This window comes from Hymenobacter sp. YIM 151858-1 (assembly GCF_025979705.1).
Lineage (GTDB): Bacteria > Bacteroidota > Bacteroidia > Cytophagales > Hymenobacteraceae > Solirubrum.
The window spans coordinates 203,849-220,539 of record NZ_CP110136.1 but is presented as its reverse complement, the minus strand read 5'-3'; the positions used below and the strand labels follow the sequence as shown (position 1 = coordinate 220,539).

At 62.9% G+C, this 16,691-nt stretch carries 11 protein-coding genes; 5 read left to right on the top strand and 6 right to left on the bottom strand.

Annotated elements, in window-relative coordinates:
* The first annotated feature begins 9 nt into the window (after positions 1-9).
* On the top strand, positions 10-498 hold the full coding sequence (locus OIS50_RS00865) for a YdeI/OmpD-associated family protein (RefSeq protein WP_264692450.1): 489 nt from the start codon (positions 10-12) through the stop codon (positions 496-498).
* 279 nt (positions 499-777) lie between these two features.
* Here the strand turns inward: OIS50_RS00865 and OIS50_RS00860 are convergent, their stop codons facing one another.
* Positions 778-2,835, bottom strand: coding sequence for an alpha amylase C-terminal domain-containing protein (locus OIS50_RS00860; protein WP_264692449.1), 2,058 nt, complete (start codon positions 2,833-2,835; stop codon positions 778-780).
* A gap of 441 nt (positions 2,836-3,276) precedes the next feature.
* Positions 3,277-5,364 carry an OmpA family protein gene (locus OIS50_RS00855; protein WP_264692448.1) on the bottom strand — a complete coding sequence of 696 codons (2,088 nt, stop codon included), beginning with the start codon at positions 5,362-5,364 and terminating at the stop codon, positions 3,277-3,279.
* 129 nt (positions 5,365-5,493) lie between these two features.
* Here OIS50_RS00855 and ggt point away from each other — a divergent pair, with 129 nt between their 5' ends.
* Positions 5,494-7,248, top strand: coding sequence for a gamma-glutamyltransferase (gene ggt / locus OIS50_RS00850; RefSeq protein ID WP_264692447.1), 1,755 nt, complete (start codon positions 5,494-5,496; stop codon positions 7,246-7,248).
* A 349-nt stretch (positions 7,249-7,597) separates the two neighbouring features.
* Here the strand turns inward: ggt and OIS50_RS00845 are convergent, their stop codons facing one another.
* Together OIS50_RS00845 and OIS50_RS00840 are read right to left on the bottom strand one after the other, a co-directional pair.
* On the bottom strand, positions 7,598-9,079 hold the full coding sequence (locus tag OIS50_RS00845) for a beta-lactamase family protein (protein ID WP_264692446.1): 1,482 nt from the start codon (positions 9,077-9,079) through the stop codon (positions 7,598-7,600).
* Positions 9,080-9,260: 181 nt separating this feature from the next.
* The gene (locus OIS50_RS00840; RefSeq protein WP_264692445.1) at positions 9,261-9,605 is read right to left on the bottom strand and encodes a hypothetical protein; all 345 of its coding nucleotides are present in this window, start codon (positions 9,603-9,605) and stop codon (positions 9,261-9,263) included.
* A 204-nt stretch (positions 9,606-9,809) separates the two neighbouring features.
* Here OIS50_RS00840 and OIS50_RS00835 point away from each other — a divergent pair, with 204 nt between their 5' ends.
* Positions 9,810-12,731: a TIM-barrel domain-containing protein gene (locus OIS50_RS00835; protein WP_264692444.1), complete on the top strand. Its 2,922-nt coding sequence runs from the start codon at positions 9,810-9,812 to the stop codon at positions 12,729-12,731.
* 244 nt (positions 12,732-12,975) lie between these two features.
* Here OIS50_RS00835 and OIS50_RS00830 read toward each other — a convergent pair whose 3' ends face one another.
* On the bottom strand, positions 12,976-13,485 hold the full coding sequence (locus OIS50_RS00830; protein ID WP_264692443.1) for a hypothetical protein: 510 nt from the start codon (positions 13,483-13,485) through the stop codon (positions 12,976-12,978).
* Between the two features lie 308 nt (positions 13,486-13,793).
* Here OIS50_RS00830 and OIS50_RS00825 point away from each other — a divergent pair, with 308 nt between their 5' ends.
* Positions 13,794-14,249: a hypothetical protein gene (locus tag OIS50_RS00825; RefSeq protein ID WP_264692442.1), complete on the top strand. Its 456-nt coding sequence runs from the start codon at positions 13,794-13,796 to the stop codon at positions 14,247-14,249.
* A 50-nt stretch (positions 14,250-14,299) separates the two neighbouring features.
* Here the strand turns inward: OIS50_RS00825 and OIS50_RS00820 are convergent, their stop codons facing one another.
* Complete coding sequence (locus tag OIS50_RS00820) at positions 14,300-15,214, bottom strand: bestrophin family protein (RefSeq protein WP_264692441.1); 915 nt, start codon at positions 15,212-15,214, stop codon at positions 14,300-14,302.
* A gap of 213 nt (positions 15,215-15,427) precedes the next feature.
* Between OIS50_RS00820 and chrA the strand changes: the two genes are divergently transcribed.
* Positions 15,428-16,624 carry a chromate efflux transporter gene (gene chrA, locus OIS50_RS00815; protein WP_264692440.1) on the top strand — a complete coding sequence of 399 codons (1,197 nt, stop codon included), beginning with the start codon at positions 15,428-15,430 and terminating at the stop codon, positions 16,622-16,624.
* The last annotated feature ends 67 nt before the right edge of the window (positions 16,625-16,691 follow it).

The following is a 16,691-nucleotide window of genomic DNA, read 5'->3' as shown; positions in this document are numbered from 1 at the left end:
CTTTGCCCCATGTCCAACGTACCCGCTTTCACCCCCGAACACACCTTCGACGCCCAGCTTGAACTTGATAGCGAAAGCGGCGGCGTGTTTGTGCTTATGCCCTTCGATGTAAAAGAGGTGTACGGCACCCGCGGGCAGGTGAAAGTGCTGGCAACGTTTGATGGTTTCCCGTACCAAGGCAGCCTTATGCCCCTCGGCGACGGCACGCACGTGCTGGTGGTGCCCAAGCAAGTGCGCGGTGCCATCGACAAAACCTGGGGCCACGAAGTACACGTGGAGCTTGCCCGCGACACCAACCCGCGCGTGGTGGAAGTATCCGAAGAGTTTGCCCGCGTACTGGCCGCCGAGCCCGGCGCCCGCGAGAAATTCGACCTGCTCTCCTACACCCACCAAAAAGAATACACCCGCTGGATTGAGGCTGCCAAGAGCACCGAAATCCGGTACGAACGCATGCGCAAAGCGGTGGGCATGATTAAGGCTGGTAAGAAGCGCAGCTAACCGTTCCCCACGCTGTCATTGCGAGGAGGCACGACATTCCGCGCATCAAGCGGCGTCAATCGGTCCTGGGCTAGGCACAACTCTTCACCCAGCATTAAGCGAAAACGACCTAGGGGCCGCCCGCACGAAGTAGCGCGGACTTTGTAGTCCGCGCTACTTGTTTTTCGGTTGCTGCTCACTTAGGAGTTGTGCCCAACCCAGGACCGATTGACGCCGCTTGATGCGCGGAATGTCGTGCCTCCTCGCAATGACAGCCTGAAGGAACGGTGCCCTAGGCCCCTACTTCACCCGCTGCAGCACTTGGGCGGTGCGGGTGGGCAGGTACAGGCTCAGGAACGGCGTGCCGTGCTCGTCGGGCTGGGTGAAGTGCTTGATGCCCGCTGTGATGCGCCCGAAGCCGCCGAACTGCGACTCATCGGAATCAAGAACGGGTACGTAGGTGCCGGCGGTACCGGCAAAGAAGCGGTAATCGGGCAGGCTGCGCTCGGGGTGAAAGTTGAACACAAACACCAGACTGCCGCGCTCAAAGGCCATTACTTTGTTATCCTCGTCGATGTGGAGCAGGCGGGCCGGGCCGGCATTCAAGAAACGCGTACGGCGCTCCAAGGCAATCATGGCGTGGTCGAACTGCAGCCAGGCGTGGTAGTACAGGTCGGGGTTATCGGCCAACGACCACTGCCGGCGGGCGTGGTGGTGGCTCCAGTTGTTGCCTTCACGCGGAAAGTCGACCCATTCGGGGTGCCCGAACTCGTTGCCGATAAAGTTCATGTAGGCCTCGCCGCCGGCACCTAGGGTTACCAGCCGAATCATCTTGTGCAGGGCCACGCCGCGCACGGTTTCGATGTCGGGCGAGTTGAGGCGCGACATGCTGCTGTACACCCGCGCATCGAGCAGCCAGTGCGAGAGGGTTTTGTCGCCTACTAAGGCTTGGTCGTGCGACTCGGCGTAAGCCACCGTTTTTTCGCCGGCGCGGCGGTTGCTCAGCTGGTGCCACAGGCCACCTAGGTTCCAGTCCTCGTCGCGTTGGTGCTTCAGGGTCTTGATCCAGAAATCGGGCAAACCCATACCCAGGCGGTAGTCGAAGCCAATGCCACCTTCTTTTAGGGGGCGCGCCAGGCCGGGTAAGCCGCTCATGTCTTCGGCAATCAGTAAGGCCGATTTCTTGCATTCCTTCACCAGCGCCGTAGCCAATTGCAGGTACAAAATGGCATCGTCGTCGGCTTCGGGGCCGAAGTACTGCCCGTACTCCGTGAAGGCCGTACCCTCGCCGTGGTGGTGGTACAGCATGCTGGTTACGCCATCGAACCGGAAGCCATCGAAGTGGAACTCCTCGAGCCAGTAGCGCAAGTTGCTGAGCAGGAACTGCTGTACCTCGGGCCGGCCGTAATCGAACAGCAGCGAATCCCAACCGGGGTGACGGCCCCGCTCGCCTTTGTGGAAGTACAGGTTATCGGAGCCATCGAGGTTGCCCAGGCCTTCGGCTTCGTTTTTCACGCTGTGCGAGTGCACCACGTCCATCACCACGGCCAGGCCGCGGCGGTGCGCTTCGTTTACTAGGTACTTCAGGTCTTCGGGGGTGCCGAAGCGGGCCGAGGGCGCGAAGAAGTTGGCCACGTGGTAGCCAAACGAGCCATAGTACGGGTGCTCGGCCACGGCCATCAACTGCACCACGTTGTAGCCATCGGCCTGAATGCGGGGCAGAATGTAGTCGGCAAACTCGCGCCAGGTGCCTACGCGGCCTTCTTCGAGGGCCATGCCTACGTGCGCCTCGTAAATAAGCGGCTCCTTTACGTAGTTGTTGACGCGGAACTGCTGGTCTGTCCACTGGAAGGGCTGCTCGGGGCGCCACACTTGGGCCGCAAAATCCTTGCTGTGCTCATCTTGCACCACGCGGCGCACGGTGGCGGGCAGTCGGTCGCGCGAGCCGTTGGCGGCCACTATGTGCACTTTGTAGCGTGAGCCGTGCACCAGGTTCGGAAAGGTTTGCTCGCTCAGAAATACCTCCCACACGCCATCGGCGCGGCGCGTGAGCGGGGTGTAGTGCCGGTCCCACTGGTTAAAGTCGCCCATGATGGAAACGGCTTCGGCGGCCGGCGCCCACTCCCGGAACCAATAGCCGCGGCGGCGGACATCGTAGTGCAGCCCAAACTGCTGGTGACGGCAGGCGTAGCGCGCCAAGGAGCCGCATTCGGCCTGAATTTCGGCCAGCCGCTGCTCAAAGCGCGCAAGGCGCCGCTGAATTACGTCGGCAAAAGGAGCCAGCCAGGGGTCTTGTTGCACCAAGGGCAGTTGCGGTTCGGCAGCAGTAACCGGGGCAGTAACTTCGGCAGTATCCATCAAAGCAGGCGTTTGGTTTCGGGCAAAGGTAAGCCAGCGGGGGCGGGTGAATTTGTTAAATAAATGACGCAAATAAAAAGGGCCTCACCCCCTCTCCCTCTCCGAGGGAGAGGGGGAGCCTGGCATCAACAACGATTTAGTAAGGCTGGCGCGAGTCTTAGCGCGTGAGCGCGCGACTCGTGCCAGCAGCATGGGCGGGAGTCTCCAGACTCCCGTCGCCCGCGCGGCACCTAGGGGACGGCTTACTGGCGTGAGGTGCCTGACGCTTCAGACGCCACCGGCACCTAGGCCGCGTCGTTCCCGGCACGGGAGTCCGGAGACTCCCCTCCATGCTGCGGCACGAGTCGCGCCCTGCGGGCTAAGACTCGCGCCAGGTTATGGGTTGGGGCTGCGCGGTTCCGGATGGCGGCTGTCTGCCGCCGCGCCGAGTATCACTCAGCGCTACTGCACTACCACTAGCTCCACACGGCGGTTTTTGCGGCGGTTGTACTCGTTGTCGTTGGGCGCTACGGGTTTGCTGCCGCCAAAGCCCATGGTTTGCAGGCGCGTGGCGGCAATGCCCTGCCCTACCAAGTACTGCTGCACGTGCTGCACGCGCTCTTCCGAGAGCTTTACGTTCAGCTTGGGGTCGCCTTGGTTGTCGGTGTGGCCTTCGAGGCGAATTTTTAGCTCGGGATTGTCCTTGAGCACCTGCACCAGCCGGTCGAGCTCGGGCTGCGAGGTGGGCAGCAAATCGGGCTTGCTCTGCTGAAAGAAGAGGTTGTTGAGCGCAATGCGTTGCCCGGCCGATAGCGGCGTGAGCAGAATATCGCGGCTGATTTCGGTGTACTGGGTGTTGCTCGTAAGGTCGAGCGGCTCGTTGGTGGGCAGGTAGCCGGGGGCGGTGGCGCGCACGGTGTAGGTGGCGCCGCCGGGCAAGGTCAGCTGAAACTTGCCAGCGGTAGCGGCGCGGGCTTCGCCGGCGGCGGTGCCTTTGGGCTGCAGCTCTACTTTGATATCGGCCACTATGGGCTGGTTGGTGCGGGCATCGAGGGTGCGGCCCCGCACCAGAATGGTGGCTTTGGGGCGCAGGGCAGGTGGCAGGGCCACGCGGTAGAGGTCGTAGTTGCCGCGGTCGTTGGTGCCTACCAGAAAGGCGTAATCGCCGGAGGCCGTTACCGAGAAGTAGCCGTCGTCCTGCAGGGTGTTGATGCCGGGCCCTAGGTTCAGCGGCTGGCTCCACTTCGTCCAGGTTTCGTCGAGGCGCGTGGTCACGAAAATATCGTCGCCGCCGAAGCCGGGGTGGCCGCTGGAGGCGAAGTACAGCGTGCGGCCATCGGGCGCCAGAAAGGGCGCGTAGTCGTCGCCGGGCGTGTTGATGGTGGCACCCAGGGGCTTGGGCTCGGTCCAGTCGCCGCGCGGCGTGAGGTGGCTCACGTACAGGTCGCACTTCTGGGGGTGCGTGGGCGCATCGAGGGCCAGCAGCATTACGTTGCCCGAGGCGGCCAGAAAGTAATCGGCGCGCTCGGCGCCGGGCGGCAAAGCCCGGAAGCGCACCGGCTCGGGCGTACCCCACGTGCCATCGGGCCGGCGGCGCGCCACGGAGGCGCCGCGCTCGGGCCGGCTGCTGCCATCGGGCTGGTACAGGTTCATGAGCAAGGCCGTGTTGCCGTCGGGCGTAATGCTTTCCACGGCGTTGTTGCCCTCGTTGTTGAGCGGCTTACCCAGGGGCTGCACGTCGGCGTAGCGGCCATCGGGCTGGCGCTGCGCCACAAACACGTCGAGGCTGAGGGCGGGGCCCTGGCGCACGTCGCGGGCAAAGTACAGCTGGCGGCCATCGGGGCTGACGCGGGGGTTGGTTTCGCGCACGTCGGGCTCGTTTATCACCACGCCCAGGTGTTCGCGCTGCATGGTAAGCGGCAGATCGGGCGCTAGCCGGATGCTGGCTTTGTGCCAGGCGCGCAGCCGATCGAGGCGCAGCTCGGCCTGGCGGCTGGCGTAGGGACCTAGGTCGGTGCCGTAGGTGCGCAGGGCGGTTTGCTTCCAGACTTCGGCGCCATCGATGTAGTAGCGGGCTTCGTTGCCGTGCACCAGCACGCGCAGGGTGTGCGGCTTGCCCGCGGCGTTGCCCGGCACGGCGGTGGCGGGGCGCAGCTCTTCCCACTTGCCTTTCTGCCAGCGGCCAATTACGTAGCTGCGGCCGTCGTTTTCGAGGGCGAATACGTTGCCGTTGTCGTCATCAGCAGCGCCCCAAAACAGGCCGCCGCGGCCCGCGCCCTGCTGCTGCACCGTAGCCTCGAGGGCGTAATCGGCTCCTAGGTTCAGGGGCAGGGTTTTCAGCTCGAGGCTCACGCCCTGCTGGTTGCGCACGCGGTAGGTTCCGGCCTCCAGGGCAAAGCTACCGTTGGCATCGGAGCCCACGCGCCAGCCCTGCCGGTTGTCGTCGAAAGAATCATCGAGCAACAAGTTGGGCGGCAGCGTTTGGGCCGAAGCGGCCGGCGCCAGCACGCCAAGCAAAAGCACAAAGGGCAGGCAGAAACGGTGGGGCATGGAGGCAATTAGCTTTTAGCTATTGGCTGTTAGTGGTCCGTTGCTGGCTTTCGACCTAGGCCTGACCACTGACAGCTAACAACTGACAACTAATAGCTATCCAGACACCAACAAACGTAATTTAGCTGCATGCTCCACCGCTCCTTACTTGCTCTGGGCCTGGCCGCCGTGCTGGTTGGCTCGCCCGCTTGCCAGCGCCAGCCGGCCACCCATACTGCTGCTGCCGATGCTACTGCCCTGCCAGCACCTAGGGCCGCGGCGCCCGTTACGGCCCGCCAGGCCATGGTGGTTTCGGCGCACCCCGAGGCCACGCGCATTGGCCTGGAGGTGCTGCAAAAAGGCGGCAATGCGTACGATGCGGCGGTGGCGGTGCAGTTTGCCTTGGCCGTGGCGCTGCCTGCGGCGGGCAATATTGGCGGCGGCGGCTTTGTGGTGTACCGTAATGCCGATGGCTCGGTGGGCGCGCTTGATTTTCGGGAGAAGGCGCCTTTGGCGGCCAGCAAGGATATGTACCTCGATGCCCAAGGCAACGTGCGCGCCGGCCTGAGCACGCGGGGCCACTTGGCCGCCGGTGTGCCCGGCACGGTGGCGGGTATGGTAGCGCTGCATCAGAAACTGGGTAAGCTGCCGTGGGCCGATTTGGTGCGCCCCGCCGCCGAGTTGGCTGCCCAAGGCTTGCAGCTAACGGCTAAGGAAGCCGCAGGGCTGAACTCGGTTCGGCCGCATATGCTAAGCGTGAACAAGCACGTGCCGGCCTATGCCCACCCCGAAGGCCGCCCTTGGCAAGCCGGCGACGTTATCAAGTACCCTGAGCTGGCCGCGGCCCTAGGTCGGATTCAGCAAAACGGCCGCGCGGGCTTTTACCAGGGCGAAACTGCCCGCTTGTTGTTGGCCGAAATGCAGCGCGGCGGGGGCATCATCAGCCAGGCCGACCTCGACCAATACCAACCCGCGTGGCGCGAGCCCGTGCGCGGCCGCTACCGCCAATTCGACATCATTAGCATGCCACCGCCCTCGTCGGGGGGCGTGGCCCTGCTCCAAATGCTGCAGATGCTGGAGCCCTATAACCTAGGTCGCCTGGGTTGGCACTCGACTGAGAGCGTGCATCTCATTACCGAGGCCGAGCGCCGCGTGTACGCCGACCGCGCCACCTACCTCGGCGACCCGGATTTTGGCCGGGTGCCCGTGGCGCAGCTCCTCGATGCCAAGTACCTCAAACAACGCATGCAAGGCATCACGCCCGGCGGCCCGGCCACTCCCTCATCGCAGGTAACAGCCGGCGCGGGCCTGCCCGGTTACGAGTCGGACCAGACGACCCACTACAGCATTGTGGACGCGCAGGGCAACGCCGTGAGCTGCACCACCACGCTCAACGGCGGCTACGGCTCGTTGGTGGTGGTGCAAGGTGCAGGCTTCCTGCTGAATAACGAAATGGACGATTTCTCGGTGAAAGCCGGCGTACCGAATATGTATGGCGTAATTGGCGGCACGGCCAACGCCATTCAGCCCGGCAAGCGCATGCTTTCGTCGATGACGCCCACCATCGTTACCGAAAACGGCCAGGTGCGCCTGGTAGTGGGCACGCCGGGCGGCAGCACCATCATCACCTCGGTGCTGCAGGCGGTGCTCAACGTGCTCGACTACGGCTTCGATCCGCAGCAAGCCGTGGCGGCCCCGCGCCTGCACCACCAGTGGCTCCCCGACCACATTGATGTGGAAGAAGGCGCCCTCTCCCCTGCTGCCCGCACCGAGCTGGAGCGCCGCGGCTACAAGCTAAACCCACGCAACCCCTGGGGCCGCATCGACATGATTGAGCGGCGCAAAGACGGCACGCTCGTAGGCGGCGCCGACCCGCGCGGCGACGATACGGCGGCTGGGTATTAGGCTTGTGTGCGCCCAAGTTCGGCGGAAGCATTACCCTGGCGCGAGTCTTAGCCCGCAGGGCGCGACTCGTGCCGCAGCATGGCGGGGAGTCTCTGACTCCCGTCGCGTGAACAGCGCCTAGGGAACCACTTGCTGGCGTAAGCTCCTTGACTGCTCTGGCCCCAACGGCACCTAGGCCGCGTCGTTCACGGCACGGGAGTCTGGAGACTCCCCGCCATGCTGCGGCACGAGTCGCGCCCTGCGGGCTAAGACTCGCGCCAGTGGCCAGTAGCCAGGGCAAGGTTCAGGAGGCAAAAGGCCTCACCGGCTGTCGGTGAGGCCTTTTGTTGGTACGCGTGCTTGTGCTACCTCAGTTCTTCAGGTACTCGGCGGCGGCTTTGTTCTGCGGGTTTAGCTGCAGGGCGCGGGCGTAGTTCTGGGTTGCCAGCTTTTTGTTGCCCATCTCGGCGTAGGCTTCGGCCAGGCTATCGTAGGTGTTGGCGCTGTTGGGGTACAGGCGTACGTTCAGCTGAAACACAGACAGGGCATTGGCTATTTGACCTTGCTGCATCAGCATATAGCCCCAGGTATTCACGTCGGCTTCGGTTAGCTGGTAGTTGGGGTTCTGGCGCTTGGCTTTGCGTACCTCGGCCTCGGCGTGCTGAAAACCGCGCTGGCGCAGCGTGCGGTGCAGGGTGCGGACTACGGGCGGTAAGCCGAAGCCATCGGCGGCGCGCATATCGGGGATGTAGCAAGCAGCCAGCTCGTCGATGAACCGCTCGGGGCTGGCGCCTTGCAGGTTGGTGAGCACAACAATGGCGAGGTCGTCGTGGGGGTACACGAACACGGCGGAACGGCCGCCCCCTACGGGCGCCACGGCCGGGTGCTCGGGCCGATCGACCGTGGGCCAACCTAGGGCGTAGCCGGTGAGCTTGCCGCCGAAGCTGCGCTGCGAGCCGTCGTTGAGGCGGCCGGGCGTCCAGAGCACGGGCAGGCTGGCGGGTTGCAGCAGTTTGCCTTGTTGCAGGGCAATTACCCAACGGGCCATTTCCTCGGCCGTGGAGCTCATGCCCGCTGCCGTGCGCAGCGAGGGCGGAAACACCTCGAACAAATTGCGCATCTCCTTGCCGCGACGCACCTGCCCATCGACGTACTGCGTGAAGGTGTAGCCACGGGCCATGCGAGGCAGCACATCGTGGGCGTCGCCGGCGCTGGTGCGGGGCATGCCCACTACCTCGAGCTGGCGCTGCCGAATGAACTGTGCAAAGGGCTGCCCGCTGAGCTTGTCGATGAGCTTACCCAGGAGCAGGTAGTTGGTTTGGTTGTAGGCAAAGCGCTGGCCGGCCGGGAAGTCGAGCGGTTGGGTTTGCACCTGCGCCCAGGCGGCTTTTTCGTTGTTTTCGGTTACCAACGCGTCTTCGGGCATGATATCGGGCAGGCCGGAGGTGTGCGTAAGCAGCTGCCGCACCGTAACGGGGTGCCAGGCGGCGGGCAGCTCGGGCAGGTAGCGGCCCACCGGCGCGGCCACATCGAGCTTACCGGCCTCGGCCAGCTGCATTACGGCCACGCCCACAAAGGCTTTGGTAATGGAGTTCAGGAAAAAGCGCGTTTGCCTGGTTACCGGCACCGAGTCCTGCACGTTGCTCAGGCCGTAGTTGCCCAACTTCACCACTTGCCCGTGGCGCACCACGGCCAGTTGCAGGCCAGGTATGCGCAATTGCTGCATGGCTTGCTTTACCAGCATATCAACGCTGTCGGCGGGTGCTTGGGCCTGCGCGGCGGCAGGGCTGCTCAGCAGCAGTGCAACAGCGCCACTGATTACAAAGGAGAATAAGCGGAAACGTTTTTTCACGAGGTTGGTGATAAGTAAGACTAAGGATGTAAGCTGATTTGCAGGTGCTGAAGCGCACTTGTAGCTGGGCAGATGCTTGCCGATGGCGCACAGTTGCCCTAGCCGAATAATATATTATCGGCTTAATATTCACTTAGTCTACCGGAACACCAGCTCCGTATACCAAAATCCCTAGGTGCTGCTACCGCAGCTTATCGGCCGCACTGCTAAGCGCCTGGCTGAGCTGCTGAATGTCGCCGCCCGAACCGCCGATGCTTTCGGCGGCGCGCTCGGTGTACTCGGCCAGGGTTTGCAGCGATTGGCGCACGCGGGCTTTGTCGGGCGCGGCGGTTTGCAGCAGGTCGTTGAGCCGGTCGAGCTCGGAGGCAATATCGGAGAGCTGCGTGTTGGCGGAGCGACGCAGGGCCTGTGCCCATTCGCGAATGTACTGCTGGGCTTGCGGGCCTTGTTGCAGCAGGTCGGCCGATTGCAGCGCTTGCACAGTGGCGTTTAGTTGCGGAGTATTTTCACTTCCGGATGCTTGCATAACGGCGGGTGTGGTTTGGTTGCAGAACGTACCTAAGGCGTACGCGGGACCGGCTTTATCGTTGTTACTGTTGTGGTTATGCCAGCCTGGCAGCAGCTAGGTGCGGTATCGGCAGCAAGGGCAGCCCAAAGCCTTTTTGCGCGCAACTCTGCCCAATGCTTCCCGAACACGTATTTTGCTAGCTCAAGTATTTCTGCTCTGCCAATGCCCGCGCATTTCCGCCGCCTGTTGCCCTTGCTGTTTTTGTCAGCCGCCACCGCTGCCGTGGCCCAACGCGAAGGCGGCGGCCCGCCCGCCGACGACCCGTTTCAGCGGCCCGAAGCGCCCATCAGCAGCATTGGCAACTACCAAAGCCACGCGTTGCAGGGCCGGGTGCTTACCATCCGCACCACCACCGGCGCCACCGTGCGCGTGCAGCCGTGGTTTGCGCCCGGAGCGGGCTTTAGCGGCGAGGCCTACCGCGTCGATTTTTACCCTAGCGGCTCGCCCGCACCCCGCGACTCTTCGGTAAGCCTGCGCCTGCAGCGGCCCATTACGGCATTCAGCTCGGCGCCGGGGCGCGGCCAGGCCATTACGCAGCAGCCCAAGCTGCAGCAATCGGCCAACTCGCTGCGCGTAAACCCGCAGCCCCTAGGTGGTTTGCTCGAAGTGCTGGTGCAGAAGAACCCGTTGCGCATCAGCTTTATGCGCGGCGCCGATACGCTGCTGGCCGACGCCGGCGGGCTGTATACGCGCCAGGCCAACCTGGCTACCGCTGCCGGTGGCGCGGGCGCCAGCTTCCGCCTCAGCCCCACCGAGCACCTGTACGGCACGGGCTCGCGCGCTTTGCCCGTCGACCGCCGCGGCCGCAAGCTGGCGCTTTACAACGTGGCGCACTACGCCTACCAAAACGGCGACCCGCAGCTGAATACCACCCTGCCGGTGGTGCTGTCGTCGCGCGGGTATGGCCTGTTCTTCGACAATCACGCGCCCGGCACTTTCGATCTAGGCGCTACCGAGCCCAACGTGCTGCGCTACGACGGCGAAGGCCTCGAAAACCTGACCTATTACCTGCTGGTAGGCGAAGCGCCGCGCCCCAACCAGGGCGGCACCGCCGATGTAGAGTCGCAGCCTTTTCAGCAGGTGCTCGAAGCCTACACCACCCTCACGGGCACGCAGCCGCTGCCGCCACGCTGGGCGTTGGGCCTGATTCAGAGCCGCTTTGGCTACCGCACCGAAGCCGAAACCGAAGGCATTGCCCGCAAGATGCGCGCCGGAGGTTTCCCCATTGATGGCGTGGTGCTCGACTTGTACTGGTTTGGCGGCACCAAGCGGCAGGGCGACTTTGCCTGGGACCAGCCCAACTTCCCGAACCCCGCCCGCATGATGCGCCGGCTCGACTCGGTGGGCGTGAAAACCGTGCTTATTTCGGAGCCCTACGTAATGCGCACCTCCCGCAACGATGCGCTGGTGCGCAGCCAGGGCCTGGTGGGCCGCGACAAGGCAGGTAAGCCCTACACCGTCGAGTCATTCTGGGCCGGGCCGGCCACGCTGCTCGATATGTTTCGGCCCCGCACGCGCCAGTGGATGTGGGAACAGTACGACCGCCTGAAGCGCGACGGCGTGGGCGGCTGGTGGTTCGACCTGGGCGAGCCCGAAAACCAGCCTTTTGATATGGTGTACGACGGCGGCACCACCCGCCAGATTCACAACGCCTACGGACAGGCCTGGGCCTCGATCCTGAGCGAAAACCACTACGCCAAATACCCCGAGGAGCGCCTGTTTTTGCTGGCGCGCTCGGGCTGGGCGGGCATGCAGCGGCACAGCATCTTCCCGTGGTCGGGCGACATTAACCGCTCGTGGAGCGGCTACCAGGCGCAGGTGCCCATTATGCTGGGCATGGGCCTTTCGGGCGTGGGCTATATGCACTCCGATGCGGGCGGCTTTTGCGTAGGCCCCTACGATGCCGAGCTCTACACGCGCTGGCTGCAGCACTCGGCCTTGTCGCCCATCCTCAGGCCGCACGGCGAAGGCGTGCCGCCCGAGCCCATTTACTACCCCGAGCCTTACCAAAGCATTGTGCGCCGCTACGTGCGCCTGCGCTATTCGCTGCTCCCCTACCTCTACACCCTCGCCCACGACAACACCATTACGGGTGCGCCGCTGGCCCGCCCCATGAACTACGAGCACCCCACCGACGAACGCCTGGCCAACCTCAACGACCAGTACCTGCTCGGACGTGATTTGCTGGTAGCGCCCGTAACGCAGCCCGGCCAGCGCCGCCGCAACGTGGTGCTGCCCGCCGGCACCTGGGCCGATTACCGCACCGGCACGCCCGTGCGCGGCGGCCAAACCATCGGCGCCTCGTCGCCCCTAGGAGATATTCCGCTGCTGGTGCGCGCGGGGGCGCTGCTGCCCATGGCACAAGTGGGCCCCAACACCACGCAAGCCCCCACCGATACGCTGTACGTGCGCTACTACGCGGCTCCGGGCGTCAAATTCACGGAAAGCAAGCTGTACGAAGACGACGGCAAAAATGCCCAAGCCCTTGCTGCTGAGCAGTACCGCCGCTGGGCCCTGCGCGCCAACAACACCGGCACCGAGCTGCAGCTGACGCTGGGCACCGAGCTGTACCCCGGCAAAGGCTACCCCAACGAGCCCGCCCGCCGCACCGTGCAGTGGTGGATACCTAGGGTAGCCGCCGCCCCCACCGCGGCTACGCTGAATGGGCAACCCCTGGCCTCGTCGGCGTGGCAGTACGATGCCGCCACGCGCACGCTGCGCATCAACACGCCGCAGCAGCGCGGCCAAAACGTGGAGCTGGCCCTGCGCGGTGTGCGCCTGCTGCCCACCGAAACCGCCCAACCCGACCGCTCGCCCGTGGCCTTTACCCTAGGTGCCGTAGCCGACCGCAGCACCAACGGCGGTACCGAGGTGCAGTACCAGGTGCATACGCCCGGCCAGTACGCGGTGCAAGTGCGCAACGCCGCCGGCCAGGTGGTGCGCACCCTGGCAGCCGACGGCACCAAGCCCGGCGAGCGTACCCTGCGCTGGGATACCCAAAACGACCGTAAGCAGCCCGTGCCCGCCGGCGTGTACTACTTCGAGGCCCAGGGCCAGCGCCAGCGCATTCTGGTGATGCGCTAACCGCTTAACTCCGCCAACTGCAGCAGCCCCGCCCCCGGTTACGTACCTAGGGCGGGGCTACTTGCTTTGTTGTAGCGTGGGCTTGGCTACGCCTTCCTTCGGTTTAGCCCGCGTTTGCCAGCACGACTGGTGCCGCGCGGTTTTGCCCCAACGATTTCGTTCTGGCAAACGCGGGCTAAACCGAAGGAAGGCGTAGCCAAGCCCACGCTACAGGCTCGTCCAGCACCATCATCTTAGCAATGCCCTATAATGAATCTATTAATTCAATAATATACTTATTTTTTATGGCGGGTAGTTTAGCGCATTCAATTCGAAAATTATTTAAGAATACTCTGTCAACAGGCTTGCATTGACTTAATATTAAATACAAATATGGTAGATTAAAATTGGGGTATCGAATCAATAAATTTAACATAATATCATTACTACTATATTCTATGTAATTCAATTCTTCTTCTAAGTGAACTTTCCAAAATATAAATTCTGGATTGTCCGGAAACTTATCAAGTCCATGATCGAGTATCTCCATGGCTTTTTTGCCGTATTCAACAATGTTATGCTCGCTGACTACACCTTTTTTTTCATAATATGAATAAACTCCGAAATCAAATGTTATATACCAGTATATGATCGATAGATTTAAGAATGATCCGGATATGTTTTCCCCTGATTCAATAGAATGGTTGTAACACTTTATTGCAGACTTAATATCATCAAGTAACTCAAATCTTAAGCCTTCTTGAAAAAAAGACATGGAGTAGTTCTTTGTTAAGGGTTTATTCCAGCATCTACGATCTTGCCTGCCATTGTCTCGACCCAAATTTGTCCTGCTCTAAAACGTTGCTTGACCCTCTGTATGCCTTGCCGTATTTTTTCAGGATGTATAACGGGAACCTTGCTCCCGGGATTTGATGCTACTCTATGAAACAGGGACAAGTATCGATCTACGAATGCGTCCGTGGCAGGTGGAGCGATATGCCCCTTCTTTGCTCTAAATATATAAGTCAATCTATTGTCATCGTGTAGGTATAAAAAGCCCCAATAGCCCTGCCCACTACCGGCATGAAGCAAAAAGTAAAAGAATGGCTGCGCCGCTACCTGCCCGCCGAAATACTCTCGGTGGTGGCTACGCTGGCGTGCGCGGCCTGGGCGCACTGGGCCACCGGCAACCGCATTACCACGGCACTGGCGGGCACCTGGGGCGGCAACGTGGCCTACTTCGGCTACATTTTGCTGATTGATGTGCTGTATGCCCGCCGCACCCGCCACGCCCACGGCCAGCGCTACACCGGCCGCACTTTCCTGAAAAACCTGCGGGCTTTGTTCGTAGAGTTTGGCGTGGCCGAGCTGGCCGACAGCTTCGTTATCCGGCCGGCGCTGATGTACACGTTGCCAGCCATGGTGGGCAGCCTGTCGGGTGGCATACTGCTGGCCAAGCTACTGGCCGATGTTACGTTTTACGTGCCGGCCATCATCAGCTACGAGCTCAGCAAAAAGCGCCTGCGCAAATTTCATTGAGGCAACCGCAGCGCGGAACCGAAGGCCAGCGTAGCCAACGGATTTCCGCGCTACATCAGGTAATACGGGCCGGGCTGGAGCGGCTTGGGCACGTCGGTTTCGTTGAGCAGCTGGCGCAGGTTTATTTCGATGGTGCGCGCAATGGCCGTCACGGGGGTGTCGGTGGGCTTGTTGTTGAAGGGGTCTTGCAGGTAGCGGGCGGTGCGCTCGAGCAGGAAGTACGTGGAGGCCGTGAGCAGCAGCACGGGCACCTCCCACAGCCCGATGGTTTCTACCAGACCTAGGGACAACGTCAGCAGAAACAGGTAGATAAAGTAGTACACCATCAGGCGGTAGCTCGTCGGGAAGATGGTGCTGTTGATGCGCTCGGCCGCCCCCATCGATTCGGTGAGGCGCACCAGGGTAGCATCGAGCTGAATTTGCTGAAACGAGTTGAGGAACTGGCCGTTGGCCAGCTCGCGCAGCTGCTGCACGTGCAGCGCCATCAGGGCCAGGGGCTTGTTGTTGTGCGCTTTGATGTAGGTCAGCTCGTGGTCGGTAAGCAAGTGCTGCAGGCCCTCGAGCGGATCGAGGCCGCGCAACGCCTGGCCCAGGCAGTAGGCCCAGGCAATTTGGCGGTAGGCCACGGCCTGCACCGGCGTGCGTGCGTCGGGGCCGGGCACCTGCGCTTCGGGCTTCAGAAAGCTGCTGAGCTGCAGCACCAACGAGCGGGAGTCGTTCACGATGGCGCCCCAAATGCGGCGGGCCTCCCACCACCGGTCGTACGACTGGCTGATTTTAAAAGCCAGCAGCAACGAAATCGAGCTACCCAAAATGGTGGGCAGCTGCAGCGGCACGGGCGGCAAGTACGGCCCGAATACCTCCTTAATCAACTGAAATACAATGGATATAAACAACACCCGCAGCACATCGGGCATGATGCGCCGGAAGATGTAACGGATCGGCAACCTGGTTTCGAGCAGCATAACAAACGGGCGTAAACTTGCCCTCCCTCAGGGCACCTGCAAACCGCAGGGATTAAAACGGACTTCGGCGTATAACTACGTACCCTTGGGCCTTGTTGGTGGCCCCGGCGCGGCTGCACCCGGCCAACGACACTGGTAACAAACTGATCCACAACCACTAATGCAGCCGCTTTTTCGGGAATGCATATTACTGACCGAAGCAACTCACGCCGCATGCCCCAGCCTCCCGAAGCGCGCACCTCGTTGGCCGAACTGGCTTTCCTGTTCTTACGCCTAGGTGCTACGGCGTTTGGGGGGCCGGCGGCGCACGTGGCGTTGATGGAGGAAGAAGTGGTGCGCCGTCGGCAGTGGCTTACGCAGCAGCGTTTCCTGGATTTGCTGAGCGCGGCCAACCTTATTCCGGGGCCCAACTCCACCGAGCTGGCCATTCATCTGGGCTACGAGCGGCGGGGCTGGGCCGGGTTGCTGGTGGCGGGCAGCTGCTTTATTCTGCCGGCTATGCTAATCGTGATGGCGCTGGCCTGGGTGTACGTGCGCTTTGGTACGCTGCCGGCTTTTAGCGGAGTGCTCTACGGCGTAAAACCCGTGATTGTCGCCGTGGTGGCGCAGGCGCTCTGGAGCCTGGGGCGCTCGGCGCTGCGTACCTCCGGGCTGCAGGTGCTGGCCGTAGCGGCGCTGGCCGCAAGCCTGCTCGGCGCCAACGAGCTGCTGGTGCTGTTTGCTACCGGCGCGGTGGCCGTGGCCCTGCGCTGGCCGCAACTGCCCACGCGCACCGTGCCAACAGCGTTGCCGATTTTGTTTGGGGCGGTGGCGGTGCTGGCGCTGCTGCCGTGGGCCTTGGGCCTGCGCGCTGCGCCTGCCGCCGCGGCGGCCCCGCTCAGCCCAGGTGCCCTGTTACTGGCCTTCGGCAAAATAGGCTCGGTGCTGTACGGCAGCGGCTATGTGCTGCTGGCGTTTCTGAACGCGGACCTGGTGCTGCGCTTTGGCTGGCTTACGCACGGGCAACTGCTCGATGCCGTGGTGGTGGGCCAGGTTACACCGGGGCCGGTGTTTACCACGGCTACGTTTATCGGCTACGTGCTGCTGGGGTGGCGCGGGGCGCTGGCGGCCACCGTGGGCATATTTCTGCCGGCGTTTGTGTTCGTGGCGCTAAGCATTCCGCTGCTGGCCGAGCTGCGCCGCTCGCCCGTGGCCGCGGCTTTTCTGGATGGCCTGAACGTGGCCTCGTGGGCGCTGATGGCGGCCGTATCGGTGGGGCTGGCGCGCACGGCCGTGGTTGATGCGCCCTCCCTGCTGCTGGCCGGGCTGGCGGCGGTGCTCCTGCTGCGCTACAAGGTAAACTCGGCGTGGCTGGTGCTGGGCGGTGCCGCCGCGGGCTACGCATTGCAGCACCTAGGGCTGCTGGCCTAGGGCAGCCTGGCGCGCCGATTACAGGCAAGCATTACGGGCAGTTGCCGGGCTGGGCAGGCGCGCGGCA